This window comes from Sulfurimonas sp. HSL-3221, from assembly GCF_021044585.1.
Taxonomy (GTDB): domain Bacteria; phylum Campylobacterota; class Campylobacteria; order Campylobacterales; family Sulfurimonadaceae; genus Thiomicrolovo; species Thiomicrolovo sulfuroxydans.
The window spans coordinates 1,085,716-1,110,178 of the sequence record NZ_CP087998.1 but is presented as its reverse complement, the minus strand read 5'-3'; the positions used below and the strand labels follow the sequence as shown (position 1 = coordinate 1,110,178).

The 24,463-nt window shown below is 57.7% G+C and carries 28 protein-coding genes; 18 read left to right on the top strand and 10 right to left on the bottom strand.

Going from position 1 to position 24,463, the window contains the following annotated elements:
- Positions 1 to 61 precede the first annotated feature (61 nt).
- Positions 62 to 682, top strand: coding sequence for a recombination protein RecO (gene recO / locus LOH54_RS05655; RefSeq protein ID WP_255707541.1), 621 nt, complete (start codon positions 62 to 64; stop codon positions 680 to 682).
- Here recO and LOH54_RS05650 read toward each other — a convergent pair.
- The 7 genes from LOH54_RS05650 to LOH54_RS05620 all read right to left on the bottom strand — a co-directional run bounded on the left by LOH54_RS05650 (position 679) and on the right by LOH54_RS05620 (position 5,620).
- Positions 679 to 1,353 carry an Hpt domain-containing protein gene (locus LOH54_RS05650; RefSeq protein WP_231021063.1) on the bottom strand — a complete coding sequence of 225 codons (675 nt, stop codon included), beginning with the start codon at positions 1,351 to 1,353 and terminating at the stop codon, positions 679 to 681. The two genes, recO and LOH54_RS05650, sit on opposite strands and share 4 nt — an antisense overlap.
- Positions 1,354 to 1,472: 119 nt before the next feature.
- Positions 1,473 to 1,877 (bottom strand): RrF2 family transcriptional regulator, encoded by a 405-nt coding sequence (locus LOH54_RS05645; RefSeq protein WP_231021062.1) that lies wholly within the window; start codon positions 1,875 to 1,877, stop codon positions 1,473 to 1,475.
- A complete protein-coding gene (locus LOH54_RS05640) occupies positions 1,877 to 2,314 on the bottom strand; it encodes a DUF4395 family protein (RefSeq protein ID WP_231021061.1) in 438 nt (145 codons plus the stop codon). The genes LOH54_RS05645 and LOH54_RS05640 overlap by 1 nt, the downstream gene beginning before the upstream one ends.
- 130 nt (positions 2,315 to 2,444) lie before the next feature.
- Positions 2,445 to 3,560 carry a tRNA (uridine(54)-C5)-methyltransferase TrmA gene (gene trmA / locus LOH54_RS05635; protein ID WP_231021060.1) on the bottom strand — a complete coding sequence of 372 codons (1,116 nt, stop codon included), beginning with the start codon at positions 3,558 to 3,560 and terminating at the stop codon, positions 2,445 to 2,447.
- Between the two features lie 2 nt (positions 3,561 to 3,562).
- The gene (locus LOH54_RS05630; RefSeq protein ID WP_231021059.1) at positions 3,563 to 4,192 is read right to left on the bottom strand and encodes a fused DSP-PTPase phosphatase/NAD kinase-like protein; all 630 of its coding nucleotides are present in this window, start codon (positions 4,190 to 4,192) and stop codon (positions 3,563 to 3,565) included.
- Positions 4,189 to 4,857, bottom strand: coding sequence for a phosphatase PAP2 family protein (locus LOH54_RS05625; protein WP_231021058.1), 669 nt, complete (start codon positions 4,855 to 4,857; stop codon positions 4,189 to 4,191). The genes LOH54_RS05630 and LOH54_RS05625 overlap by 4 nt, the downstream gene beginning before the upstream one ends.
- An 82-nt stretch (positions 4,858 to 4,939) precedes the next feature.
- Positions 4,940 to 5,620, bottom strand: a complete 681-nt coding sequence (locus LOH54_RS05620; RefSeq protein WP_231021057.1) for a phosphatase PAP2 family protein — start codon at positions 5,618 to 5,620, stop codon at positions 4,940 to 4,942.
- A gap of 58 nt (positions 5,621 to 5,678) precedes the next feature.
- Here LOH54_RS05620 and LOH54_RS05615 point away from each other — a divergent pair, with 58 nt between their 5' ends.
- The 12 genes from LOH54_RS05615 to htpG all read left to right on the top strand — a co-directional run bounded on the left by LOH54_RS05615 (position 5,679) and on the right by htpG (position 19,220).
- Positions 5,679 to 7,058, top strand: coding sequence for a glycosyltransferase family 39 protein (locus LOH54_RS05615; protein ID WP_231021056.1), 1,380 nt, complete (start codon positions 5,679 to 5,681; stop codon positions 7,056 to 7,058).
- A 54-nt stretch (positions 7,059 to 7,112) separates the two neighbouring features.
- On the top strand, positions 7,113 to 8,045 hold the full coding sequence (locus tag LOH54_RS05610) for a lysylphosphatidylglycerol synthase transmembrane domain-containing protein (RefSeq protein WP_231021055.1): 933 nt from the start codon (positions 7,113 to 7,115) through the stop codon (positions 8,043 to 8,045).
- The gene (locus LOH54_RS05605; RefSeq protein ID WP_231021054.1) at positions 8,042 to 9,262 is read left to right on the top strand and encodes a glycosyltransferase family 9 protein; all 1,221 of its coding nucleotides are present in this window, start codon (positions 8,042 to 8,044) and stop codon (positions 9,260 to 9,262) included. The genes LOH54_RS05610 and LOH54_RS05605 overlap by 4 nt, the downstream gene beginning before the upstream one ends.
- 14 nt (positions 9,263 to 9,276) lie before the next feature.
- Positions 9,277 to 10,716, top strand: a complete 1,440-nt coding sequence (locus LOH54_RS05600; protein ID WP_231021053.1) for a glycosyltransferase family 39 protein — start codon at positions 9,277 to 9,279, stop codon at positions 10,714 to 10,716.
- Positions 10,713 to 11,330 (top strand): phosphatase PAP2 family protein, encoded by a 618-nt coding sequence (locus LOH54_RS05595; protein ID WP_231021052.1) that lies wholly within the window; start codon positions 10,713 to 10,715, stop codon positions 11,328 to 11,330. Before LOH54_RS05600 ends, LOH54_RS05595 begins: the two co-directional genes overlap by 4 nt.
- A 14-nt stretch (positions 11,331 to 11,344) precedes the next feature.
- Complete coding sequence (gene glmU, locus LOH54_RS05590; protein ID WP_231021051.1) at positions 11,345 to 12,655, top strand: bifunctional UDP-N-acetylglucosamine diphosphorylase/glucosamine-1-phosphate N-acetyltransferase GlmU; 1,311 nt, start codon at positions 11,345 to 11,347, stop codon at positions 12,653 to 12,655.
- The gene (gene coaBC, locus LOH54_RS05585) at positions 12,652 to 13,920 is read left to right on the top strand and encodes a bifunctional phosphopantothenoylcysteine decarboxylase/phosphopantothenate--cysteine ligase CoaBC (protein ID WP_231021050.1); all 1,269 of its coding nucleotides are present in this window, start codon (positions 12,652 to 12,654) and stop codon (positions 13,918 to 13,920) included. The genes glmU and coaBC overlap by 4 nt, the downstream gene beginning before the upstream one ends.
- Positions 13,917 to 14,594: a di-trans,poly-cis-decaprenylcistransferase gene (locus LOH54_RS05580; RefSeq protein WP_231021049.1), complete on the top strand. Its 678-nt coding sequence runs from the start codon at positions 13,917 to 13,919 to the stop codon at positions 14,592 to 14,594. Before coaBC ends, LOH54_RS05580 begins: the two co-directional genes overlap by 4 nt.
- The gene (locus LOH54_RS05575) at positions 14,591 to 15,427 is read left to right on the top strand and encodes a prepilin peptidase (protein WP_231021048.1); all 837 of its coding nucleotides are present in this window, start codon (positions 14,591 to 14,593) and stop codon (positions 15,425 to 15,427) included. The genes LOH54_RS05580 and LOH54_RS05575 overlap by 4 nt, the downstream gene beginning before the upstream one ends.
- The gene (locus tag LOH54_RS05570; protein WP_231021047.1) at positions 15,420 to 16,439 is read left to right on the top strand and encodes an LptF/LptG family permease; all 1,020 of its coding nucleotides are present in this window, start codon (positions 15,420 to 15,422) and stop codon (positions 16,437 to 16,439) included. Before LOH54_RS05575 ends, LOH54_RS05570 begins: the two co-directional genes overlap by 8 nt.
- A gap of 3 nt (positions 16,440 to 16,442) precedes the next feature.
- Positions 16,443 to 17,168 (top strand): tRNA pseudouridine(38-40) synthase TruA, encoded by a 726-nt coding sequence (gene truA / locus LOH54_RS05565; RefSeq protein WP_231021046.1) that lies wholly within the window; start codon positions 16,443 to 16,445, stop codon positions 17,166 to 17,168.
- A 153-nt stretch (positions 17,169 to 17,321) separates the two neighbouring features.
- Positions 17,322 to 19,220, top strand: a complete 1,899-nt coding sequence (gene htpG, locus LOH54_RS05560; protein WP_231021045.1) for a molecular chaperone HtpG — start codon at positions 17,322 to 17,324, stop codon at positions 19,218 to 19,220.
- A 10-nt stretch (positions 19,221 to 19,230) separates the two neighbouring features.
- Here the strand turns inward: htpG and LOH54_RS05555 are convergent, their stop codons facing one another.
- Entirely contained in the window at positions 19,231 to 19,914 is a 684-nt protein-coding gene (locus LOH54_RS05555) for a hypothetical protein (protein ID WP_231021044.1), read from the bottom strand.
- A gap of 242 nt (positions 19,915 to 20,156) precedes the next feature.
- Here LOH54_RS05555 and LOH54_RS05550 point away from each other — a divergent pair, with 242 nt between their 5' ends.
- Positions 20,157 to 20,387, top strand: coding sequence for a hypothetical protein (locus tag LOH54_RS05550; RefSeq protein ID WP_231021043.1), 231 nt, complete (start codon positions 20,157 to 20,159; stop codon positions 20,385 to 20,387).
- A gap of 200 nt (positions 20,388 to 20,587) precedes the next feature.
- On the opposite strand, the gene LOH54_RS05545 is transcribed toward LOH54_RS05550, so the two are convergent.
- Both LOH54_RS05545 and LOH54_RS05540 read right to left on the bottom strand, forming a co-directional pair.
- Positions 20,588 to 21,019: a hypothetical protein gene (locus LOH54_RS05545; RefSeq protein WP_231021042.1), complete on the bottom strand. Its 432-nt coding sequence runs from the start codon at positions 21,017 to 21,019 to the stop codon at positions 20,588 to 20,590.
- Positions 21,016 to 21,666, bottom strand: coding sequence for a DUF5671 domain-containing protein (locus tag LOH54_RS05540; protein ID WP_231021041.1), 651 nt, complete (start codon positions 21,664 to 21,666; stop codon positions 21,016 to 21,018). Before LOH54_RS05540 ends, LOH54_RS05545 begins: the two co-directional genes overlap by 4 nt.
- A gap of 180 nt (positions 21,667 to 21,846) precedes the next feature.
- On the opposite strand from LOH54_RS05540, the gene LOH54_RS05535 reads away from it, so the two are divergent.
- From LOH54_RS05535 to LOH54_RS05520, 4 genes are all read left to right on the top strand, one after another.
- Positions 21,847 to 22,542: a CDGSH iron-sulfur domain-containing protein gene (locus LOH54_RS05535; RefSeq protein ID WP_231021040.1), complete on the top strand. Its 696-nt coding sequence runs from the start codon at positions 21,847 to 21,849 to the stop codon at positions 22,540 to 22,542.
- An 81-nt stretch (positions 22,543 to 22,623) separates the two neighbouring features.
- Positions 22,624 to 23,214 carry a Crp/Fnr family transcriptional regulator gene (locus LOH54_RS05530; protein ID WP_231021039.1) on the top strand — a complete coding sequence of 197 codons (591 nt, stop codon included), beginning with the start codon at positions 22,624 to 22,626 and terminating at the stop codon, positions 23,212 to 23,214.
- Positions 23,215 to 23,376: 162 nt separating this feature from the next.
- A complete protein-coding gene (locus LOH54_RS05525) occupies positions 23,377 to 23,829 on the top strand; it encodes a DMT family transporter (protein ID WP_231021038.1) in 453 nt (150 codons plus the stop codon).
- A gap of 3 nt (positions 23,830 to 23,832) precedes the next feature.
- On the top strand, positions 23,833 to 24,456 hold the full coding sequence (locus LOH54_RS05520) for an NAD(P)H-dependent oxidoreductase (RefSeq protein WP_231021037.1): 624 nt from the start codon (positions 23,833 to 23,835) through the stop codon (positions 24,454 to 24,456).
- The last annotated feature ends 7 nt before the right edge of the window (positions 24,457 to 24,463 follow it).

Sequence of the window (24,463 nt, the reverse complement as noted above, 5' to 3'; positions counted from 1 at the left end):
TATTTTGAAAGCCGATTTTTTATACACTAGTGATGATAAATGATACAGGAAGAAACGCAGAGTGCAAGGGTTCATCATTCGACTTCAACGGGTCAAAGACGAAGATCTTATTTTAGCCATTTTGACACAGGAACGCTTAGAGACCCTTTACCGTTTCTACGGGGCGCGCCACGGGACGATCAACCTAGGGCATATGATCGATTTCGAAATCGAGCACTCCCTCAAATCCTCGATCGGACGGCTCTACGACGTCGTGCATCTCGGTTTCCCCTGGCTGCTCGATCCGGCGCGGACACGGTTGTGGCACACGTTCGTCTCGCTTTTCTACCCCCACCTGCGCGAATCCGAAGAGACCGGGGGCTTCTATTTCAGCCTGCTCAAAGACGCCGCGGAGCGCTGGGGCACGCAGAACCCCAAGCGCGTCGCCGTCGAGGCCTATGCCCGCCTGCTGCACTATGAGGGGCGCAGCCCGGACCGAACGCACTGTTTTTTCTGCGAAAACCCGATCGACGAAGCCTCCGTCTGCATGATCCGTGCTTTCCAGTACGCCCATACCGATTGCGCGCACCGTACCCCGGTCAATAAACACGCCGCGGACGAACTGCTCAAACACCAGAGCGCCCTCTTCCTGAGCGACGAGGAGATCGACATCCTCTGGGCGACGCTCTTGGAAGGGTTTTAAGAGGGGACGACCTTCTTGAGTTCGGCAAGATAATAGTGAAGGTTTGCCACGTACTCATCGAGGATATCGCGGTCGCTCCCCTTTTTGACGTAGTCGTTAAAATCGGACAGCAGGTCGGTCATCCCCCCTTCCCCGAGATTTGACGTCGAGCCTTTGAGCTTGTGGATCGCCTCTTCGACCTGGACCATATCCAGCGCGGCAACAGCGGCCTCTAGCGCCGGAAGTTCCGATTCGATCTGAGTGACCAGTTCGCCGATGAAGCTGTTGGCCTCCTCCTGCGAAAGCCCGAACTCCTCGACGGCGCGGGCATTGTTAAAGGGCGGATAGGGACGGGGAACAAAAGGGGGTTCGGCCGCCTTGGAAGGGACTTCCACGGGCGGCTGCAACTCCCCGCGCTCCCCTGCCGCCGTTTCGGCACCGGAAGGTGTGCCCGCTTCGGGGGTTGCGACGATTTCGTCCCTTTGCAGCACTTTGATGCCGACATTCGGCTGTGCACCCTTCATTACCTTGGGTTTGGACAACGGCTTTTTTTCAGCGTATTTGGACTGCTCGACCGCTTCGCGCATGTTCTCCAAATGGTGGCGGTTGCGCAGGCGCGTCACAACGACCGAAACCACGACAGCCAGGACGATTACAACCAGAAGGGTCACTATGATGAAGAGGTACGGCATCGGTCATCCTTGATGGCCACACAGGCGCGGTTAATAATCAATGAGACTATCATAATATAAACAGGGTCGACCTCTGCTTAAACGGAAAACATTAATGGGTGTTAGCGCAGTTGTTGTGATCAAATGGCATAGTGGTAGGGTTGGTAGAGCTGATCAATATCGGAGAGTTTCATGTCGAACATCGCCCGTATTTTTTCATTCATGCTCCCCCAGAATGCCTCGAGGATGACGCTTGAACCGACATTCCCCTCCGTCTGGCACAGGGGGCCTTCAAGGGCCTCCAGGATCTCCAGCACCGTGATCTCCGCCGCCCGCCGTGCAAGCTGGTACCCCCCGGCCGCGCCGCGGATGCTCGTCACGAGACCGGCGCGCCGCAACCCGGAGAGGATCTGCTCGAGGTAGCCATGGGAGATCGATGTCATCGCCGCGATCTCGCGTATCTGCATCGGACGCTGCTGTGGCGCATGGGAGAGCACGTGCATCGCGGCAAGGGCGTAGACCCCTTTTGACGAGATCCCCGCCATTACGCCGCCCCGCCGATCAGACGATAGAGGTAATAGACTTTGCAGCCGACGCAGAAATTGAACAGGACGTCCATCAACAGGCAGAGGACGTAGATGGAGGCGACCGCCACCAGCATCGGCTGCAGGCCAAGGGACGCGGCGACGATCAGCAGCAGGATAAACAGCAGCCCGAAATGGCCGGCCACGCTCTTGGCCGCGCCGTCGACCTTCTGGTCCGGCAGGCGCATCAACCGCTTGAGAACCGCAGCGCTCTGATAGAGCGGACTGAACTGCTTGTTGCCATGGAGGCGCACCAACAGGTCCGCGCCGAGGGCGAAGAGCAGCGGCACCGCCCCCGTCAGAAAAAAGAGTGCAACGATCCCCGTCGTCAAAAGCGAGAGGATCCGGCTGACCGTATTGTCAGCCGCTGTGAAGTTAATGGGACAAGCCTGTGCCATAGCATAACCTTTGTCGGGGCCTTTTCGGCTCCATCATAAAAGTATCACAGTTTACTCCCGGCGGCACGGCATTGTCAAGTATCCATACCAAAATAGTATGGTTTATCCGGAAGGTGTTTTACCTTCTCCTCTATTGCGCCGCTTTTTTCAACCTGACGCCCATTTCCATATGGTGCGTATAGGGGAACTGGTCGAACATCGCCATCGCTTCGATACTGTGCGTCCGCGTCAGGTACTCCAGGTCGCGCTTGAGTGTCTCGGGGTTGCAGGAGATATAGAGGATATGCTCATGCCGGGCGGCGAAATCGCAGGAGGCCTCGTCCATCCCTGCGCGCGGCGGGTCGACGAAGATCGTATCGAGACGGTAGCTCGGCAGGTCTATTCCCTTCATCCGGTTGAATTCGCGCACCCCATCGAGGGCCTGGACGAACTCCTCGGCGCTCATGCGGACAAAATCGATGTTATGCACGTCATTGAGTTCCATGTTCGTTTTCGCCGCGTGGATGGAGGACTTGGAGATCTCCGTCGCCAGGACGCGGTCAAAGCGCGACGCAAACGGGATCGTGAAGTTCCCCGCCCCGCAGTAGAGTTCCAGCAGGTCGCCGCCAAGCCCCTCGAACTGCTTCAGGGCCCATCCTATCATCTGGGCATTGACCCCGGGGTTGGGCTGGGTAAAGCTGTTCTCGATCTGCTTGAAACGGTAGGTCCTTTCAGCGACGTCGACGGATTCGATGACATGGTCGCATCCGATCACCTCTTTCTGCTTCCGGCTGCGCCCGATGATGCTGATGCCGAACCGCGCGGCCATCTCCGCCGCCTGCGCCTTCCACGTATCGTCGAGTTTACGGTGATAGAGCATGGAAACGGCAATGTCCCCGTCGCGGCCGGCCAGGAAATCCATCCCGAAGAGTTTACGCCCCATTTCCGGCACGGCGTTGAGCGCATCGAGCAGCGGCCACATCAGGGCCTGGATAGGTGTGGTGACCATCGGGCACTCTTCAAGAAGCACGACGCCGTCGCGGTCGATGGAGTTCATGGCAAAGTGCATGGTATCACCGACGTGCCACACCTTGAACTCGGCACGGGCACGGTACCCCTCCGCAGCAGAGCGTGCAATATCGAACGCCCCCGAATACAGCGGCGCGAACATGGCTTTGATCTCTTCCGCTTTCTTGGTCAACTGCCCTTCGTAACCCTCTTCATACCAGCGGCAGCTGCCGCAACGGCCGAAATGCCTACACTCCATGCCTACCCCTCCAAGTGATGCAGCGTGCTTGCCTCCCCCTTGCGTCTGGGCATATAATGGATCAGGAAATCCCCTTTGGAGTGTCCCCGGGCAAAACTGCTGTGATAAAGACGGGATTCTACCATAATCGGCAGCGGACGCGTCCACTCCCGGGCCTTTTCATTCTGCCACTTCAGGTACTCTATCCGGTAGAGCGCGCTGTAGATCACCGCCCGTCCCATGCCGTGGTAGCAGTGGATCAGTACCGGGTAGGAGGCGTTGTCGTCGAGCACCTTGAAGAACTGCGTCAGCGTCTCCTTTGTCGGCACCTGCCGGGAGGGGATGTTGACATGGCGGATCTGCGTACCGTAGGTCTCGTTGATCCGCGCGATCGCCGCGGCTTCTGCATCGATCTCCTTCTGCTGCGCAGGGTTGAGGGCATCCTGTATGCCCGGATCGAGCAGGTCGACGACGGTTTTGATATGGTGCGGGATCAGAAAATCCTCCAGCCGATCGGGGGCAATCAGCGCCGATTTGTAGACGCGCTCCGGGTCGATCGTCTCAAAACGGTAGTGCCCGTAGACGTACCAGGTATACAGCCCGCCGGCGGCGGCAACGAATAGAACAAACAGAGAGAGTATCGGGCGTTTCATGGGGACTCCTTCGGGGGAAACAGCACGGCGTAGAGCAACTCCGTCACCGTGTACATAATGAAAAACGAGACCGCCACGTCGCTGAGGAAGTGGCCGCCCGCCGCCATGCGGGCCATACCGACGATGAGACCGTAGCCGAGGACAATAGTGTTCCAGAGCCGTCGGCGCCGGGAGAGTTTTGCGAAGGCCAGCAGGGCGAAAGCCCCCGACGCGTGCCCGCAGCTAAAGGAGTTGCCCACCTGTCCGGCAACGGGAACAAAGGCGGGAGAAAACTCTTTCTTGCCCCCGAACTCCATTGTTTCCGCCGGGCGGGCCCGTCCCCAGTGTTCCTTGAAAAGGGCGTTGACGATGAGTCCGGAGCCGATGCCGAGCACCAGCAGCACATAGAGCAGTTTCCGGCCTGTGAAACGCCAGACGCTGCGCCCAAATGCGGTATTGAAGAGCCAGAGAAGCACGGCACCGATGTAGAGCGCCATCAGGCCGTAAGGCACGGAGTAGTAGATAACCTGTTCGGCGAGGGTTTTCGCGGCGGGAAAGCCGTCGGGCCCTGCATAAAAGAGCGCTGCGACCGCGAGATCGATCTGAGGGAAAAGAAAAAAAAGCAAAGAGAGGACGGCCATGGCCACCCATTCCCACAGAGGGATAGTTGCGAGCACTTTGATCATGGCCGCATTATATCGGCGGAAGGGAACTTCGCCTGTTACCCGGCTGCAACCGAAGTGTGCTCAGCAGGCCGCCGAAAAAGCCCTATTCCCGTCCGCCGGAGAGGGTGTTGCAACCGAAGAAGCGCGCGTAGAGCACCCCTGAGACGATATACATGATCATAATCGAAACGAGAACGTCGCTGAAAAAGTGGCCGCCCGCCGCGATGCGCGCCAGGGAAACGAGAGACCCGTAGGCGATGACCGCGAGCGCGACCGTTTTGCGGTGCCGCCGCGCCAGGAAGATCAGTGCCAGCAGGGCAAATGCCCCGGAGGTGTGGCCGCTGCTGAAGGATTTGCCCCGCTGGTCGCTCATGACGAAAGCGGGCGTAAAATGGCGGTCGCTGCCGAAAAGGCTCGTCTGATCCGGGCGGGGACGCCCCCAGTTCTGCTTGAGCACCAGATTGACGAAGATACCGCTTCCCAATGCCGCTACCAGCAGAATATAAAGAAGCTTCTTTCCGCTCAAAGCCAGCAGCACCCGCCCGCTGATGCGGTTATAGAGCCACAGCAGCAGTGCCGCGACATAGACCATCGCGAGGACCACCCCCACGGACTGGTAGACGAAGCGTTCCCAGAGGGTGCCCCCCTGCGCGAACCCCTCTCCGGGGGTATAGAACAGGCTGCTGACGGCAATGTCGATCTGCGGGAAAAGGTAAAGCAGCAGTGCGGTGACGGCCATCGCTCCCCACGCGGCCGCCGGAATGCAGAGTATCTTCTTATTCATACTGCGCATTATAGCCGTTTCACCCCCATAGAGTATAATGGCACCCAAAAAGTCGCCCATGATCCGAACCTATCGCCAAGCCGCCCTGCTCATCCTGCTTCTCTCGGGCCTTTTTGCCACCGTTTACAACGCCTTTGTGCCGCTGCACGGCGACGAGGCCTACTACTGGCTCTGGAGTCACCACCTGCAGGCAGGCTACTACGACCACCCCCCGATGATCGCCTTCCTCATCGCCCTCACCGATCTTATCAGCGAAGCCGAATGGGGCGTACGGCTGGGCAACGTCCTGGCGATGAGCGTCGCCGGGTGGGTCATCTTCCGGCTGCTCGAGGAGCTACGCGATGCAAGGACCGGACTCTGGGGAGTCCTCATCTTCACCTCCGTCGTCCTTGTGCATGCGGGCTATACGATCATGACGACCGATTCGCCGCTGATCCTCTTCTGGTCCCTGGCGCTCTGGTCGACCTACCGAATCATTACCCGGGGGCGAACATCTGACTTTGTGTTGACGGGACTCTACATCGGGGCGATGATGCTGAGCAAATACACCTCCGTTCTCTACCTGATGGGCCTGCTGCTCTTCATGCTGCTGCGCCGCCGGGATCTCTTTGTCGCATGGCGGACCTGGATGGCCGTCGGCATCGCTCTCCTCGTTGTCGCGCCGATGCTCTGGTGGAACTACGCCCATGACTGGATCAGCTTCCTCTTCCAGCTCCACCACGGCGGCGAGAAAAAGCGTATTATGTGGAACTGGGCGATGGAGCTGATCGGGTCGCAGTTCGCCGTGTTCACCCCGGTCTTTGCCGGCGTGCTCTTTTACTTCCTGGGCCGGGAGAAGCTCTTCGCCAAAAACGACGTGCTCTTCTTTTTCGCCCTGATGACCGTGACCCCGCTGCTCTTTTTCCTCTATAAGTCGCTGCACACGCATATCGAGCTGAACTACACCGCCCCCGCCTATATCAGCGCGACGGTGCTGACCGCCTACATCCTCTCGGTGCGTCATATGAAGCGCACCTTCTATGCCGGCCTCGCCGTCGCCCTCACCCTCAGCCTCGTTGCCCGCGCGGGGCTGCTCTTCTGGCTGCCGGTCGTGCAGGACAGGATGTACGGCAATCAAGAGGCCGTCGCCATGCTCGAACGCCACCGCCAAGCGGACGATGCCCTCTACGCCAACCACCTGGCCCTCGCGGCCCTGGTCAGCTACTACACTCCCGACCATGCCCCCGTGCGTATCCCGACGCCGACACGCTACAGCCAATACGACATGTGGGACGACGGCGCCCCCTACCGCGAAGGGCTCTATCTCGCCCCAGAGGACAAAACGGCGGTCCTCGCGGAACGCTTTGAGAACGTCGCGCTGCTCGATACCCTCACTGTCCAGCGGGGCCTAAAGCGCACCAAGACCTACTACCTCTACCGGGTTTCGGGCAGCCGCTAAACGGGCCTTTACGCTTCTTTGGCTAAAATTAGCGCACTTTTGAAAAGGATGTCGATGGAACACCTCAAAACCGCCATAAAGTTCGTCGTTACCGTCGCCATTTTCTACTTTCTGCTCACCTTCATCGACGTCGGTCAGCTCATCGCGATCCTCGCCAAGTCCCACGGCGGCTACATTCTGATCGCCTTTGCCGCCCAAATGGCGAGCACCTTCCTCGCCGCCTACCGCTGGCGGCTCATCATGAAAGAGCTCGGCTTCAAAGAAAGGGTCTCTTTTTATGTACAGAGCTACTTCAAAGGGACCTTCTTCAACCAGGTGCTGCCCGGCAGCATCGGCGGCGACGCGACCCGGATGATCGACCTCGTCCAGAAGGGGTATGAGAAAAAGGACGCCTTCTACGGCATCTTCGTCGACCGGGTCGTCGGGCTCGTCGGGCTGCTCGTGCTGAACCTCGTCTCCAACCTGCTCTTTTACGGTACTTTCCCGCAGTGGCTCTTCAACCTGATCAACCTGATCACCCTCGGCGGGATTGCGGGCTTCGTTTTGATGCTCAACCTCGACAAGTTCACCTTTCTCGCGAACCTCAAGGGGCTCGACCTCTTCCACCGGCTGGGCCTGCGGATGGCACGGCTCTACCACTCCAGGATGCTGCTGATCAGACACATCGGTATCTCGGTCGTCGTCCACCTCTTTACGGTTATCGCGATCTATTTCCTGGCCCTCAGCGTCGACGTCTGGACGGGCCTCGGGATCTTCCTCGTCGCCGTGCCGCCGGTCTTCCTCCTTACCATCGTGCCGATCTCCCTGGCCGGCTGGGGGGTCCGCGAAGGCGCCATGGTCGGGATATTGATGCTCGTAGGGCTCGCAAAGGCGAAGATCCTCGCCATCTCCATCCTCTACGGTATCCTGCTCATTCTCACGGCCCTGCCGGGGGCGTGGTTCTGGAACCGTGCCAAACACACCACTTCACTAAAGGAAAATGCATGAATGTCGATACGATGCGTGCCATCGACCGCTATGCGGGCATCCCTCTCACCTTTCTGGGGACATTGCTGACGAAAACGGCGGGCCTGTTTCGCTCCACCCCCTACCAGAAACCCCGGAACGTCCTGCTCGTAGAACTCTCGGAGATGGGCAGCGCCATCCTCGTCGACCCGGCGATGCGCAAACTCCGCTCGCAGATCGACGGCGAACTCTACTTCGTCATCTTCAGCAAGAACAAGGTCTCCCTGCAGCTGCTGAACACCGTCAAAGAGGAGAACATCTTCACCATCGACGAAGGCGGCATGGTCCCGCTGGCGCTCTCGACGCTCCGCTTCTTCAAATGGTGCCGCGAGAAGCAGATTGACTCCGTGATCGACCTCGAACTCTTCTCCCGCTTTACCGCACTGATGACCGGTTTTTCCGGGGCGACGAACCGTGTCGGCTTCCACAGCTTCCACAACGAGGGGCTTTACCGCGGCGATTTCCTGACCCACAAGGTCGCCTACAACCCGCACCAGCACATCGCCAAGAACTTCGTCGCCCTCGTCGACGCGCTCATGAGCAGCGAACAGCAACTCCCCTTCACCAAGCGTATCATCGACGACAGCGAGATCGCCATCACGAAAACGGAGGTAACGGAGACGCAGAAGCGCGAAGTTCTGGAGATCATCGCCGAAAACTATACCGGTTTCGACCCGGACCTGAATCCCGTCATTCTCGTCAACTCCAACGCCTCCGACCTGCTGCCGCAGCGCCGCTGGGACCGGGAAAACTACTGCGAGGTCATCAAGAAGGTCCTCGCCTACAACGACAAGGCGATCGTCCTGCTGACCGGCGCCCCTTCCGAACATGACGGTGCGCAGGCCCTCGCGGATTGCGTCAATGATACGCGCTGTATCAATTTCGCCGGCGGCGTCAAGTTCCTGCAGCTGCCGCACCTCTACAGCGTCTGCGCCTTTATGCTGACCAACGATTCCGGCCCGGCCCACTTCGCCTCCATTACCGACATGCACACCTTCGTCATCTTCGGCCCGGAGACCCCGGCGCTCTACGGCTCCCTCGGACCGACGACCCCGATTTTTGCCGGCATGGCCTGCAGCCCCTGCGTTAGCGCCGCCAACCACCGCAAGACCCCCTGTACGGATAACCAGTGCATCAAAGTGATCACCCCCGAATGGGTCTTTGAGACGCTCAAGCCGAAACTGGACGCCCTCGCCTGATCCGGACGGTCCTGGTGCATCTTTTCAGCGCGCATAAGCCCCTCTGGGCTCTCATTGCCCTCCTCACCCTCCTGCGCCTGGCCGTGATCGGCCGTTTCGGCCTCGGCGTCGACGAGGCGCACTACGTCCTCTACGGCCTCTACCCGGCCCTGAGCTATTTTGACCATCCGCCGCTGGTGGGGTGGACGGAGTGGCTCTTTACCGCGCTGATGGGCGTCAACGAATTCGTCGCAAGAGTACCGGCGGTCCTGATCGGCGCCGCCGCGACGGCGCTCGTCTATTTCTGGCTCCTGCGCATCTTCGCCTCGGAGCGCCTCGCACTCTGGGGAGCCGCGGCCCTCAACGCATCGTTCCTTTTCAATGCGCTTTTCATGATGCTGATGCCCGACACCCTGCTCTTTTTGTTCCTGATCCCCATCATGGCCACCGTCATGCGGATCGAAACGGAGAACCGCACGGGTGACTGGCTTCTGCTGGGGGTGCTGCTGGGGCTTGCCGGGCTATCGAAATACACGGCCGTCCTATTCGCCCCCGCGCTGATCCTCTATCTTGCCGTCCGCCGCCGCTGGGACCTTTTCCTGACGCCGAAGTTCCTCGCAGCGGTGCTGATCGCCGCGGCAGTCGTCAGCCCGGTGCTGCTATGGAATATGCAAAACGGCTGGATCAGTTTCGCTTACCAAAGCGCGCACGTCGCCGGTTCGGGCGGGATCAGTTTCACCGCCTTTGCCCAATCGCTGGGTGCGCAGTTCGGCGCCTACAGCCCGTTACTCTTCCCGCTAGCGTTCTATGGCCTCTACCGCGCCTTGAAGACGCCCCAGAACGCGCCACTTTTCCTCTCGGGCATCGTCGGCCTCACCGTGATGGCTTTTTTTACCTACAACAGCTTTTTCGCCCGCGCACTTCCCCACTGGACGGCGCTTTTTTACATGCTCTTTGTCCCCATCGGAACCGTCATGCTGCTGCAGCAGAACGTAGGGTGGCGGCGCTATGCAAAAGGTGCCGTCGCACTCTCCGGCCTCCTCGTGCTCGTACTCTACGCCGAGCTGCGTTCGCCCTTCATCCCCCTGCCCGACTACAAGTCCCTGCACCGCGATCTTTACGGATGGGACACTATTATGCGCCATGCTGCCGGGCAGATCACGGACCCCGCACGCCAGGCGGCGGCCGTCACCAACTGGTCGCTTGCATCGCGCGCGCTTTACTACGGCCGTCCCTACGGCATCGACACCTACCTCGTCGACAACCGCTACGACCAGTTTGACCTCTGGCAGCCCAATGCGCCCGAGGGCAAAGATCTGCTCTTTATCACGACCCATGATTTCAAAAAAGGGATCACCCCCGCCATGCAGTGCGCATCCACCGAGCAGGCGGAGACCTTCAATCTTGATCTGAACGGCCGCAAGGTCAACACCGTCACCCTCACCTGGTGCCGTAATTTCAAAGGAACCCAATGAACCCCAAAACGCTCATCTACGTCCTTTTTGGTGTCGGGACCGCCCTGATCATCCTCTTTTACGGTCCGCTTGACATCGCGGCCTCGCAGTGGGCCTACGAGCGTCGTGACACCTGGCTCAAACCGTTCTGCGCCGCGCTCAGCGAACTCGGCGTCATCACCTGGTGGCTCGTCGGCGCCCTGCTGCTCTGGTTCTACCTGCGCTACAGGGCCGGTAACCGCTACTGGGCGGACCGGGTGCGCTTCTTTTTCGCCGCCGTCGCCGCCAGCGGCCTGGCCGTTATCCCCCTGAAGCTGCTGTTTGGCAAGGCGCGCCCCTGGATGCTCTATGACGAAAACCGCTACGGATTCGAATGGTTTGCCGCCCCCAACGCCTACGGACTGCACGGCTTCCCCTCCGGGCATACGACAACGGCCTTTGCCGTCGCGACGGCCCTGGCGCTGATCGTCCCGCGTTTCGCCCCGGCCTTCTTTGTCGGGGCCCTGATGGTAGGGCTTTCCCGCATCGGTGTCCTCTTCCACTACCCCAGTGACGTCGTCGCCGGGGCGATGCTCGGAACGATTAGCACCCTGCTGCTCTATAATTTCGATAAAATTACATTCAAACGAAACTGATCAGGTTATTTTTCATGCGCACACACCCTCTTTCCGTTATCATTCTCGCCGCCGGCAAAGGGAGCCGGATGAAGTCACAGACCGCGAAAGTTCTGCACCCTGTCAGCGGCCGCCCGATGCTCTACCACAGCATCAAAGCCGCCAAGGCGATCAGTGATGACGTCACCATCGTCATCGCCCACCAGAAAGAGGAGGTCATCGAGACCATCGGCGGGCTGTTCGACGAGATCACCTTCGCCATCCAGGATATCGAACAGTTCCCCGGTACCGGCGGGGCCCTGATGGGGATCAAACCGAAAAACGAGAAGGTGCTCGTACTCAACGGCGACATGCCCCTCGTCACGGCCGAGGCGCTGAAGGGCTTTCTTGAAGCCGATGCCGATATCATCATGTCCATTTTCGACCTGGAAGACCCCAGCGGTTACGGCCGCGTCGTCCTCTCCGACGCCGGGGTCGAACGGATCGTCGAGGAGAAGGACGCCACGCCCGAAGAGCTCACTATCAGCCACGTCAATGCCGGGGTCTACTGCTTCAAGCGCGACGTTCTGGCCGAGTGCCTCCCCCGCCTGAACAACCATAACGCCCAGGAGGAGTACTACCTCACCGATATCATCGAGATGGCCCGGGACGAACACCGCAGGGTCCTGCCGCTGCTGATCGACGAGGGACACTTCAAAGGGGTCAACTCCAGGGCCGACCTCGAAGCCGCCGACGTCATCATGCAGCGCCGCATCAAGACCGCATGGATGAAAGCCGGGGTCACGATGCAACTCGCCGACACGATCTACATCGAAGAGAGCGTCGTTTTCAAAGGGGAGTGCGTCGTTGAGAACGGCGTCCGTATCACGGGAACGAGCAGCATTGAGAACTCCCATATCAAGGCACACTCCGTCGTCGAGGATTCGGTCATGGTCGATTCCGACTGCGGGCCGATGGCCCACCTTCGGCCCGGCAGCGCTCTATACGGCACGCATATCGGCAACTTCGTCGAAACGAAAAAGGCGACCCTTCGCGGCGTCAAGGCGGGGCATCTGAGCTACCTCGGCGACGCGGAAATAGACGAAGGCACCAATATTGGCGCGGGCACCATCACCTGCAACTACGACGGCAAGTCGAAGTACAAGACGAAAATAGGCAAGAACGTCTTCGTCGGTTCCGACACGCAGATCGTGGCACCGTGCGAGATCGAAGACGACGTCATGATCGCCGCGGGCACGACGGTCACGGGGACGAAGATCGACTCGGGCGTCCTTGTCGTCAGCCGCACCCCGATGAAGATCGTCAAAAACTTCTACCACAAGTTCTTCGGCAAGGCAGAATCATGATCATCCCCTCCGACCTCCTCGCCGGCAAACGGATCCTTCTCGGCGTCAGCGGCTCCATCGCCGCCTACAAAGCGCTGGAACTCGTGCGCCTCTACGTCAAAGCCGGCGCGGAGGTCAAAGTCGTCATGACCGATGCCGCGAAACGGTTCGTGGCGCCGCTCAGCTTCGAGACCCTCAGCCGCAACGAAGTGCTGCACAGCGCCAATGAATCGTGGGCCAGCCGCCACAACCATATCCAGAGCGCCGAGGATGCGGACCTGATGGTCATCGCCCCCGCCAGCGCCAACACGATCGCGAAGCTCGCCAACGCCATCGCGGACAACCTCCTGCTGCAGTGCGCCCTGGCCTTCCCGGGCGTCAAACTGCTGGCCCCTTCGGCCAACACCAACATGATCAAGCACCCCATCACCCAGGCCAACCTGAAGATGCTCGGCGTCGCCAATTACGAGATCGTCAAAACCCAGACCAAGGAGCTTGCCTGCCAGACGACCGGCGACGGGGCCATGGCCGAACCGCTGGAGCTTTTCTGGCAGAGCACGCGACTGCTGCTGCGCAACGATTTCTGGACCAACCGCCGCGTCATCGTCACTGGCGGCGGGACCGTTGAACGCCTCGATGACGTCCGCTACCTCTCCAACTTCTCCAGCGGAAAGATGGCCTCCGCGCTGGCCACGGCGCTCTACCTGCGCGGTGCGGACGTCAACCTGATCGCGACCCGTTTCGACGACGGGCTGCCCGAGGGGATGCACACCCTCGACGTCGAAGGGAGCGAAGAGATGGCCGAGTACCTCACCGACTCCATCCGCGTCGCCAAAAAGGGGATGATGAGCAAGCCCTCGCTTATTACCGACGAACCGATTCACCTGATCCAGAAAACCCCCTATCTTTTCATGGCTGCCGCCGTCAGCGATTATGTCCCGGCCCACCCCCAGCAGGGAAAACTGAAAAAAGAGGCCCTCGGCGCGGCCTGGTCCCCCGAACTCGTCCAAAACCGCGACCTGATCGGCAGCGTCGACAAAGAGGGGATCAAGAGCGTCGCTTTCAAAGCGGAATTCGATGAAAGCAGCGCGCTTGAGAACGCCAAAAAGGCGCTGACATCCAAGAACGTCGACGCCGTCTGCCTCAACGTCCTCTCGACTTCCCAGGGGTTCGGCAGCGACGACAACGCCATCACCTTTATCAGCAACAAAGGCGAGACAGTGCTGCCGCGCAGCGGCAAACTCGCCCTCTCCCTGAGCGTGCTTGACGAGGCGGAAGCGTTATGAGCAATCTGCCCCGCCACGTCGCGATCATCATGGACGGCAACGGCCGCTGGGCGCAACAGCAGAAGCTGGCCCGCATCAGAGGGCATGAACGCGGCGTTGAAACCATCCGGGACATCATCACCTTCGCCGCCCACCACAACGAGATCGAGTTCCTGACGCTCTACGCCTTCAGCACCGAAAACTGGAAACGGCCCAAAGCCGAAGTGAGCTTCCTGATGAAGCTGCTCTCCCGGTACCTGAAAAAAGAGTTGCCTGTCTACCTTGAACACGATGTGCGTTTCAAGGCGATCGGCGATCTTTCGGGGTTTTCAGCCTCCCTGCAGGCACAGATCCATACGACGGAAACGGAAACGGCACACTGCACGGGACTGACACAGTTTATGGCTCTCAATTACGGCGCGAAAGACGAGATCGTCAGGAGTGTTAAAGCGCTTCAAAACGATGGGGTCGACGTCACCGAAGAGACGCTCAACGGCGCGCTTGACGCCCCCGAACCCGTGGACCTGCTTATCCGCACCGGGGGCGACCACCGCCTCTCCAACTTTCTGCTGTGGCAGGCGGCCTATGCGGAGCTCTTTTTTACCCGCACGCTCTGGCCCGATTTCACGCCCGTTGAGCTGCAAAGCATTATCGACCAGTACAAATCGGTCGAGCGCCGTTTCGGAGGATTATGATGTTCTGGACCACCCTCGCACTCGTTGCCCTGTTCGGAGCACTTTTCGGCTCCTTTCTCAACGTTGTCATCTACCGCATCCCCCGAGGCGAGAGCATCGTTTTTCCCGCGTCGCACTGCCCGCACTGCGGGACCAACCTGAAGCCGTGGCATAACGTTCCCGTCCTCTCCTGGCTCATGCTGCGCGGCCGCTGCGCCTTCTGCGGGGTTCCCATCAGCGCCCAGTACCCGCTGATCGAGCTGCTCAGCGCCGCCATCGCCACCGCGCTTTACCTCAAGCTCGGCCTCTCCGCGGCCATGATCGGGATCACAGGGGTCTTTCTGACCCTGCTGGCCCTGCTGGTCATCGACTTTTACTACAAGATGGTCCCCGACAGCCTGAACCTGCTGGCCCTGACCCTCGCCGTCGTGAGCGTCTGGTCGCCGCAGATGCTGGCGGAGAATCTGAAAAACGCCCTCATTTTCGCCGGAGGATTCGCCCTGCTGCGCTTTTACGTCTCCTACTACCTCTTTGTCAAGATCAAGCGTATGAGCCCCAATCTCAAACAGGCATCCTGGGTCCGGAACTACAACACCATACCGGCCGTTGTCGAGGCGATGGGCGAAGGCGACATCATGATCGGTGCGACGATGGGGGCGCTGCTGGGAGTGCAGCTCGGCCTAGCGGCCGTCTTTCTCTCCGCCCTGCTCGCCCTGCCCGCGATGCTGCTGACGCGCAACGAGACCGACGCGAGCAAGCAGCTGCCGTTCATCCCGTTCCTGGCGATGGCGACCTGGATCGTCTACATTTTCGATACACCGATCGCGCGCTGGATGGAAGCCTTCTATGCATAAACTGCGCCGCTACATCCTGAGCACCTTCGGCCTGCTCTTTTTCTCGATCTTCCTGCCGCTCTTCTCCATCGCGTCGGTGATTTTCCTGATCAAGCTCGCCAGCTATACGGCGGTCATCCAGCTCAACCTCTGGGAGATGTTCAAACTCTACCTTTTCATCCTCCCCGAAATCCTCTTTTACACCCTCCCCATTACCTTTTTTGTCGCTGCGGCCCTCTCGCTTTTCCGCCTTTCGACCGACAATGAGATGGTCGTCGTCTTCGCCCTGGGGATTAAACCAACCTTCATTCTCTACACGCTCATGAAGCCGGCAGCGCTGCTGAGCCTGCTGCTGATCTTCGATTTTTTCGTCCTCTTCCCCCATACGACGGTCCTCTCGACCAACTTCGTCCGCTACAAGCAGAGCGAAGCGAACTTCAACCTCCAGGCATCCGAGTTCGGGCACAATTTCGGCGACTGGCTGCTCTACATCGGCAAGGCCCACAAAGACCGCAGCTACGGCGACGTCGTTCTCTTCCACAAAGAGGAGAAAGAGGAGATCCTTATCCAGGCGGAGAAAGCCGAGGTTCTCAACAACAAAGGCGTTCTCCGCCTGAAGCTGACCAACGGCCAGGGCTACAGCTATACCGACGAAAAGCTGACCCAGATGCAGTTCGAGGCGATGATGATCAACAACGTCATGCAGACGGAGCTGCGCCCCTATAACAGTCCCATCGACTTCTGGCTCGACCCCGAACGGCGCAAGAACAAGATCCGGATGTTCATCACCGACATCCTGCTCTCCCTCTTCCCCGTTGCGGGCCTCTTCGCGGCCCTCTCCATCGGGATCGCCCACGTACGGCACCAAAAAGGGTTCGTCTACCTCTGGCTCTTCGCCTCCATGCTCTTTTACTACTCCGGAACGACGGGCCTGCAAAAAGCGTTGGGCTTTTACACGATCCCGGCCGTCTTTTTCAGCTGGCTCTTTGTCACCTACATCATCTACCGCAGACGCATCCGGGCACGCTTTTAAACCATGCGCATCAAACTGACCCTCAGCTATAACGGCAGCCGCTTCTCCGGCTCCCAAAGCCAGACGGAGACGGGCAACACCGTTATGGGTGTCCTGCACCAGGCGCTCACGCGCCTCGGCATCTCTGCCAAACCGATCGCTTCGGGCCGCACCGACGCCGGCGTCCACGCCTTCCGTCAGGTCGTGCACATTGACCTGCCGCCGCACTGGAGCGACCTCGCCAAACTCCGCCGCGCCCTCGCCCATCAACTCCCTGCCTCCATCGGCATCCGCCGCCTGGAAAGGGCCACAGACGACTTCCATGCCCGTTTCAGCGCGCGCCGCCGCGTCTACCGCTACATCATGAGCGACCTTCCTTCCAACCCCTTTGAAGCGGAACTCGTCACCTTCACTCCGCCCCTGGAGCTGGAACGGATCAATAGCGCCATGCGCCTTTTCGAGGGCGAGCACGACTTCGAATATTTCAAAAAGACCGGTTCCGACGTGAAACACTATGTCCGTACCGTCTACAAAGCCTTCGCCTACCGCCGCAGGGGCTACACCATCCTCTACTTCGAGGCCAACGGCTACCTCCGCTCGCAGATCCGGATGATGGCCGACGCCGTCCTGAAGGTCAACAGCGGCGAAATGAGCCTCGCACAACTGCAGGAGCAGATCGACGTCAAAACGCGCCACAGCACCGACCTGGCCCCCGCCGCCGGGCTCTACCTTTCAAAGATTACCTACTGACGCTCCTACTTTTCGTCTAATGATTGAACCATGGCAAGCGCGTCATTAGTTTAGCCATAAGCACTAAACTATATTGATATAACTTGCGACCATTAATCTTTTTTCGCTAAAATCACATCTGAAAATTCGACAAACTATTGAGGAGTTTTTACAATGGCAAAACATCAGTTCCAGACCGAAATCAACCAGCTGCTTCAGCTGATGATCCACTCGCTCTATTCCAACAAAGAGATTTTTCTGCGCGAGCTCGTCTCCAACGCCTCCGACGCCCTCGACAAGCTCAACATGCTGCACCTGACCGACGATGCCTATAAAGGGATCGCCTTCACGCCGCGTGTCGATATCGCGATTGATAAAGAGGCCAAGACCCTGACCGTCAACGACACCGGAATCGGGATGAACGACGAGGACCTCGTCGCCCACCTCGGTACCATCGCCAAATCTGGCACCAAAGCCTTCCTGGAGAACCTCTCCGGCGACGCGAAAAAAGACAGCCAGCTTATCGGCCAGTTCGGTGTCGGCTTCTACGCGGCCTTCATGGTCGCCGACAAGATCGAGGTGGTAACTAAGAAAGCGGGCGAGGAGCAGGCGTACAAATGGATCTCTGCCGGCGACGGCGAGTTCGATATCGAACCGACGGAAAAAGAGGGTAACGGTACCAGCATCACCCTCTTCCTCAAGGACGAGGACGAGGAGTTTCTCGAGACCTACCGTATCGAGAACATCATCAAGAAGTACTCCAACCACATCCCTTTCCCGATCTTCATGGACAAGGAAAATTTCATCCCGGCCGAGCGTGACGACGAAGGCAACGAAACGAAACCGTCCAGCACGGAGATCAAGAACGAGCAGATCAACAAGGCCTCAGCGCTCTGGACGCTCTCCAAATCCGACATCAGCGACGACGAGTACAAAGAGTTTTACAGCTCCCTGTCACACGACTCGGGCGAACCGATCACCTGGCTGCACCACAAAGCCGAAGGTGCGATCGAGTACACGACCCTCTTCTACATCCCGTCCAAGGCGCCGATGGACCTCTACCGCGTCGACTACCAGCCGGGTGTGAAGCTCTACATCAACCGCGTCTTTATCACCGACGACGACAAAGAGCTGATGCCGACCTACCTGCGCTTCCTGCGCGGTGTCATCGACTCTAAGGACCTCCCGCTCAACGTCAGCCGCGAGATCCTGCAGTCCAACCCGGTCATGAACAAGATCCAGAACGCCTCGGTCAAGAAGGTGCTCAGCGAGCTTGCCAAGCTCAAGAAGAAAGATGCCGAGAAGTTCGACGCCTTCTACAATGAATTCGGCAACGTCATCAAAGAGGGGCTTTACAGCGACTTCGGCAACCGCGAGAAGATCCTGGAACTGCTGAAGTTCAACACCCTCAACAGCGACGAGCAGACGGATATCGAATCCTTCGTGACCAAGGTCGACGAGACGAAAAAGGAGATCTACTACATCAGCGGCAAAATGAGCCTCCAGATGCTCAAGAATTCACCGCAGCTCGAGCGCTTCAAGGCAAAAGGGATCGACGTTCTCATCCTCAACGACGAGATCGACACCATCGTCTTCCCGATGGTCACGGAGTACAAAGAGTACAAGTTCGTCAACGTTTCCGATGCCCAGTTCGAGGAGAGCGAAGAGGAGAAAAAAGCGGACGAAGAGACCGCAAAAGCCTTTGAAAGCCTCGTCAATGCCATGAGCGAGGCTCTTGGTGACAAGGTCTCGAAGGTCGAAGTCACCACGGAGCTCACCGACTCACCGGTCTGCCTCAAGATCGACAAAGAGGACCCGAACTACCAGATGACACAGATGATGAAACAGTTCGGCGGCGGCATGGGCATGGAGATCCCGGAGATCAAGCCGATCCTCCAGATCAACCCGAAACACGAGCTGCTCGAAAAACTCAACGGCACGTCAGACGTCAATCTCGTCAACGACGCCGCCTTCGTCCTGCTCGATCAGGCGAAGCTCTTCGAGGGTGCCGAACTCGACGACACTGCCGGTTTCATCGCGCGGATGAACCGCATTATGAGCAAGGCGCTGTAAAGCGCGCCGCTCATCCTCCTAAATACGTATTACTTTCCACAATCCCCTGATCAAGGGATGGCTGCGAAAAGCCTTCCAGCTGCGAATATTCCAATGCGCCGCTTTCGAAAAGCTTCTGCAAAGCATCCCGGAGCTGATTTTCCAAGGTTTCATCTGTCGCCTCACGGATGCCATTGCCCATCATCGGAATAAACCATATTCCGACCCATGTCGTGACGGAGTCTCTGTTCTGTACCGTCGTTTCAGTGTTATCGGCAGTCGCAACAGCTTTGAGCTGCAGCGTATAGTTATCTGTACCGCCTCCGGGAATAATAAAGAAGCTGAACCCCGTGATGAAACCGGACAACATCGCCAACATTTCATTGCCATGATTGTAGAGATTAAGCGTAATCGTATAGTCAACGTCTTGTTGTTTAGATGCATCAAAGGTATAGGAACTAAAGAGCTTTGACTCATCGATGATTCTTTGTACGACAGGCTTTAATTCATCTGTTGCCTGGGTTATTTCGGATGCACTTCCGCTCTCCGGATCTCCATGGAAACCATGAATATTGATATAAGCCGAAGGCTTATGCTCATAGTGTGACACATCGGAGAACGTTTCCAATTTTGCAACTTCATGATTTTGAACAGCCGTACACCCGCTGAAAGCCAAAGCGAGCAACAAAGCCCCAATTACCTGCCTGATCGTCATTCTATACCCTCCAATTTTTACTAATATTTACGATTATATATTTTTTATTATTAAATAGTAATTTATACTCTTTTGACTTGCCATACATATTTCTTGCTCCAGACACGATACTACGCCAACATATATATTCAATAAAATACTTTTTACTGTTTTTATATATTTGTTTTCAAAGATATAATGGTCATGGAAGTTTTGGGGCATCGGATATCGCGATACGAACAGTCGGTAGCAAGGAGAGAGAAATGGCAATCAAACTGATCAACAAGTACCAGGCTTGGTGGGACTCAAGTACCAACACGGGATATTTTTGGTTCACCTATTTTGATGGAGAACGCAAACGTACAGACGCTGTCAACGCAGAAAGTTTCGCCATTGTCACCGATCTGCTCCGCAACGAAAAACCGGTCTACGGGGATCATACGAGAGCAATGGTGACAACACAGTCCGAAGAAGTTGGAGAAGAGGAGAGCTGACGCGCCTGCCGTTAGTACAATTGACTCGTCTTACATTGGAGACCCGATCCCCCCGAAGCTTCGCCACCACATGATTCACGCACTGTAGCACTAACCCCTTAGATGCATTTTTGCTTTGTAACGCAGACATCCCAGCACACTCGAAAGCATCCGAAAGATCCAAACGGCCGCTCCTGAAGCCGCTTCACGCATTCATCTTCCTACTTTTCATAGGGTGTCAGTCTGAAACAGTACTCCCCCGCATTGTGGGACCAGTCACGCTCTCTTCCTGCCCGATACATCCAGCTCTCTTTGCTCTGTTTTGTATCGAATTCGGCGCACAGTTCATAGGCGGACGAAGCGGTGATGTGATAACCATAGCTCTTCAATGTCTTAGGGTCGGCGATCTCTATCTCGCTCACGACCCCTTCTTGCAGGGTATTCATGTCGGCCGGAAGTTTGTGGTAGCGCTCCCAGTAGCGGTCGATCGTCAGGGCGATCTCCGCCAGATCAGAGACACGCCTTTTATCGAGCTTCTTCGCCCGCTCTTTGGCGGGGGAATCGATCAGCATCATCCCTCCGACGATGGCGGCGATAACGGCGGTCACCGCGAGGAGTAAGATGAGCCTCCCCGCCGCTTCGCCGCGTCTCATTGCTCTTTCTCCTCTTTACGGAGGTCCCACAGGTAGTAGCCGAAGATCGTCCCGGCGATAATGCCGACGACCAGGAATTTCAGGAAGAAACGCAGCGTCATTTCCCCGCCCAGAAGGTTGAAGATCAAAACGGCCAGGTCGCCGACGATAAACCCGGAAACGATGAACAGCGTCACGTAGGTCAGCCACTTGCGTATCTTTGACGCCCGTCCGAGAGGATCCCGCCGGTAGGATCGGCTGATCAGGTAGCTCATATAGAGATAGAGCGGAAAGGCGATGAGCAGCATGGAGATGTCCCAGCGGATGCCGCGTTCTATCCATGCCTCCATATCCCCCCTGTCTGTCAGTGCCGGATCGGGAAGCAACAGGGCAATGATATTGAAGAGCAGGCTTCCCAGGTTGTATGCGCTCATATAGAGTGCGGCAAAGAGCAGCAGGTAGAGGAAAGCTTCCATCGCCGAGAGATAGGGTTTTGGTTTCGGCACCGGGATCGGAAAATCGACGTCGGCGTATTTCCCGAGTCCGTGCGCGACCTCCTCTTTCATCCATCCGGCTTCGAGCAGGACCTTTTCGATCTCCGGGCGCCCGAGACCCTGCTGCAGAGCCTCCCGGATAAAATTCGACAGTTCTTCAGAGACAGCCGCCATGTCGTTGTTCTCCTTGATAACAAGAATCTATGCAGTACGATTGTATCATAGAGCATTCGACATCGGTCCCATAATTTTATAATGAAACCTTATCGCCATCAGAGAAATCGGCTGTTAGATTCTGCACGATATGTACCGTGACGTTCTAAAATATGCTAAAGTAGCCAAAGAAGGCACACTATGACTGAAACAGCACAAAGCATTACCATCGTCAAAAACGGCCCCCTCATCGTCAGGGGCAGTATTCCCCTCTCCGTACAGACCATTGGCGTCAACGATGAGGGCGAAGCGGTCAAGTGGATCGAGGGAAAGCAGTATCCGCTCCAGGCCGTTTACAGCCTCTGCCGCTGCGGGCAGTCCAAAAAGCACCCGTTCTGCGACGGCAGTCACGCGAAGTGCGGTTTTGACGGCACCGAAACGGCTGAACGTCTCCCCATCGTGGAACTTTCAAAGACCTACGACGGCCCCGACATCTACCTGACCGATGCCAAATGCTACTGTGCCCTCGCCCGCTTCTGCGACCCGCACGGCGGGGTATGGAACATGGTAAAACTTTCGGACGATCCTGAAATCCGCCCGGTGCTCCTCCAGGAGGTGTGGGACTGCCCGGCCGGACGGCTCGTGGCCTGGGACAAAAAGACCGGGGAGGCGATCGAACCAAAGTTTGAACACTCCATCGTGCTTATCGAGGACCCGCAAAAGCACTGCAGCGGCCCCATTTGGGTTCGCGGCGGCATCCCCGTCATCTCGGCGGACGGCACCCCTTATGAGATCAGGAACCGCGTCACGCTTTGCCGCTGCGGGGCATCACACAACAAGCCTTTCTGCGATGCCAGGCACCTGCTGACGCATTTCAAGGCGACCGAAGACAAATAACTTCCTTTGCCGATTGGAATGACGCCGAATGATCAGTCAAACACATCAAAACAGCGCTGCAGCTTTTCACAAGAGAAGAAAATGATCGACAACGAATGCCTCGCCTCTTTAAAACACGTCATGGACGCCTACGCTCCCATTTCCGAACGTTCATGGGAAGCGTTCGAGACGCACATCACCTTCCAGACCTATCAAAAAGGAGAAACCCTGCTGCGTTTCGGCGATACGGCGACGAGACTCTACTTTATCTGCAAAGGGCTCCTGCGCACCTATTTTCTGGACGAAGAGGGACATATGTACAACAAAAACCTCTTTTTGGAACATGATTTTGCCGGTTCAAAGGCCTCCATGCTGCTCGGCTCCCCTTCGGAGTTCTGTATCGAGGCGTTGGAGGAGACCTCCGTCATCGAGATCGCCTACCGAGACTACCGCCGCCTCATCGACAAGTATGACGACGTCAAAGCGTTCTACATCGCCTACCTTGAACAGAAGTGGGTCATCGAGAAAGAGCGCGTCGAGATCGCCCTTGTGCTCGAAGATGCGCGCTCACGGTATCTCGCCTTTCTCAAAAAGCACCCCGGGATCGAAAAGCGTGTCAGCCAGCACCATATCGCCGCGCACCTCGGCATCACGCCGACCCAGCTGAGCCGCATACGCAAAAACCTCAAATAAACGCTTCTTAATCGACGGCACATCAACATATGTAAATGACACATAGGGGGGCTTTTTATTATCATTGCCGCATATGGAACATGTTTCCATAGAATAACGCTGAAGGAAAATCATGAACGCGGTACACAGCAGATGGACGCGCACGCATGACGCGGTACGCCGATGTATGCGATGACACTCTACCTCACTGCATTCGCAGCCGGGATTGCCCTGGCGGTGCAAGGCGGTTTCAATGCGCAGCTGGGCGTCATGCTGAAAAACCCGTTTCTCGCAACGCTGATTGCCTACACGGTCAGCACGCTCTTTGCGCTGCTCTACCTCATGGGCAATCCGGCGCAACTGTCGCTTCCGAAAGGAGGCGGCAGCGTGCCCCTTTACCTCTGGGTTGCCGGGGGATTTTTCAGCGTTATCGGCATCGCCCTGTATTACTACATTATTCCGAAGATCGGCATCTCAAAGATGTTCACCTTCGGCTTGAGCGGCCAGATGGTTTTCGTCATGATCGCCGGCGCGTTCGGCTGGTTCGGTCTGCCCATGGAGGCCATTACGTACAAAAAGCTCGCCGGACTCGCGATCATGCTCTCCGGCGTCGCACTCATCACCTATGAAGGATAATCTATGCATATAAAAGCACACTACCTGGACATTCTGCAATTCCGGCATGCCGCCCGACAGTTTCGCGAGCATAAAACGATCGCCGCTGATGAGCTGGACTACATTCTCGAGGCCGGGCGTCTCAGCCCCTCCTCCTTCGGCATCGAACCGTGGCAGTTCCTGGTCGTCACCTCTGACCCGCTGAAACGGCAGCTTCAGAGCTGCTGTTACGGCCAGGAACAGGTGGGGACGGCCTCGGCGGTGATCGTCATTCTCGCCAGAAAAACGCTCCGCATCGAGGACGGTTATGTCGAACCCCTGCTGCGCCGCGACGGGGACGACCTCTATGAAAACGTCCTCAAGGGTTTTTATGCGGGCTATACCGACGCACTGAGCCCCGGGCAGCTCGGCGATTATGCTGACAAACAGTGCTATCTCGCGGCGATGAACCTGATGAACGCCGCGGCGGCGCTGGGCATCGACTCCTGTCCCCTCGGAGGCTTCGACGCGGAAGCGGTGATGTCCCTGCTGCGGGTCGATACAGCGACCTTTGGCGTCTCGATGGTGCTCCCGATGGGGTACGGCACCTCCCGTCCCGAGCATCGCCATCGCCGCGCATTCGACGACGTCGTCACCTTTGTGGACTAGGAGACAC

Bases quoted from the DNA above. Each gene is read 5' to 3' on its own strand.
- LOH54_RS05650 (WP_231021063.1), bottom strand. From the start codon at position 1,353: ATGCCGTACCTCTTCATCATAGTGACCCTTCTGGTTGTAATCGTCCTG.
- LOH54_RS05645 (WP_231021062.1), bottom strand. From the start codon at position 1,877: ATGGCGGGGATCTCGTCAAAAGGGGTCTACGCCCTTGCCGCGATGCAC.
- LOH54_RS05640 (WP_231021061.1), bottom strand. From the start codon at position 2,314: ATGGCACAGGCTTGTCCCATTAACTTCACAGCGGCTGACAATACGGTC.
- trmA (WP_231021060.1), bottom strand. From the start codon at position 3,560: ATGGAGTGTAGGCATTTCGGCCGTTGCGGCAGCTGCCGCTGGTATGAA.
- LOH54_RS05630 (WP_231021059.1), bottom strand. From the start codon at position 4,192: ATGAAACGCCCGATACTCTCTCTGTTTGTTCTATTCGTTGCCGCCGCC.
- LOH54_RS05625 (WP_231021058.1), bottom strand. From the start codon at position 4,857: ATGATCAAAGTGCTCGCAACTATCCCTCTGTGGGAATGGGTGGCCATG.
- LOH54_RS05620 (WP_231021057.1), bottom strand. From the start codon at position 5,620: ATGAATAAGAAGATACTCTGCATTCCGGCGGCCGCGTGGGGAGCGATG.
- LOH54_RS05615 (WP_231021056.1), top strand. From the start codon at position 5,679: ATGATCCGAACCTATCGCCAAGCCGCCCTGCTCATCCTGCTTCTCTCG.
- LOH54_RS05610 (WP_231021055.1), top strand. From the start codon at position 7,113: ATGGAACACCTCAAAACCGCCATAAAGTTCGTCGTTACCGTCGCCATT.
- LOH54_RS05605 (WP_231021054.1), top strand. From the start codon at position 8,042: ATGAATGTCGATACGATGCGTGCCATCGACCGCTATGCGGGCATCCCT.
- LOH54_RS05595 (WP_231021052.1), top strand. From the start codon at position 10,713: ATGAACCCCAAAACGCTCATCTACGTCCTTTTTGGTGTCGGGACCGCC.
- glmU (WP_231021051.1), top strand. From the start codon at position 11,345: ATGCGCACACACCCTCTTTCCGTTATCATTCTCGCCGCCGGCAAAGGG.
- coaBC (WP_231021050.1), top strand. From the start codon at position 12,652: ATGATCATCCCCTCCGACCTCCTCGCCGGCAAACGGATCCTTCTCGGC.
- LOH54_RS05580 (WP_231021049.1), top strand. From the start codon at position 13,917: ATGAGCAATCTGCCCCGCCACGTCGCGATCATCATGGACGGCAACGGC.
- LOH54_RS05575 (WP_231021048.1), top strand. From the start codon at position 14,591: ATGATGTTCTGGACCACCCTCGCACTCGTTGCCCTGTTCGGAGCACTT.
- LOH54_RS05570 (WP_231021047.1), top strand. From the start codon at position 15,420: ATGCATAAACTGCGCCGCTACATCCTGAGCACCTTCGGCCTGCTCTTT.
- truA (WP_231021046.1), top strand. From the start codon at position 16,443: ATGCGCATCAAACTGACCCTCAGCTATAACGGCAGCCGCTTCTCCGGC.
- htpG (WP_231021045.1), top strand. From the start codon at position 17,322: ATGGCAAAACATCAGTTCCAGACCGAAATCAACCAGCTGCTTCAGCTG.
- LOH54_RS05555 (WP_231021044.1), bottom strand. From the start codon at position 19,914: ATGACGATCAGGCAGGTAATTGGGGCTTTGTTGCTCGCTTTGGCTTTC.
- LOH54_RS05550 (WP_231021043.1), top strand. From the start codon at position 20,157: ATGGCAATCAAACTGATCAACAAGTACCAGGCTTGGTGGGACTCAAGT.
- LOH54_RS05545 (WP_231021042.1), bottom strand. From the start codon at position 21,019: ATGAGACGCGGCGAAGCGGCGGGGAGGCTCATCTTACTCCTCGCGGTG.
- LOH54_RS05540 (WP_231021041.1), bottom strand. From the start codon at position 21,666: ATGGCGGCTGTCTCTGAAGAACTGTCGAATTTTATCCGGGAGGCTCTG.
- LOH54_RS05535 (WP_231021040.1), top strand. From the start codon at position 21,847: ATGACTGAAACAGCACAAAGCATTACCATCGTCAAAAACGGCCCCCTC.
- LOH54_RS05530 (WP_231021039.1), top strand. From the start codon at position 22,624: ATGATCGACAACGAATGCCTCGCCTCTTTAAAACACGTCATGGACGCC.
- LOH54_RS05525 (WP_231021038.1), top strand. From the start codon at position 23,377: ATGTATGCGATGACACTCTACCTCACTGCATTCGCAGCCGGGATTGCC.
- LOH54_RS05520 (WP_231021037.1), top strand. From the start codon at position 23,833: ATGCATATAAAAGCACACTACCTGGACATTCTGCAATTCCGGCATGCC.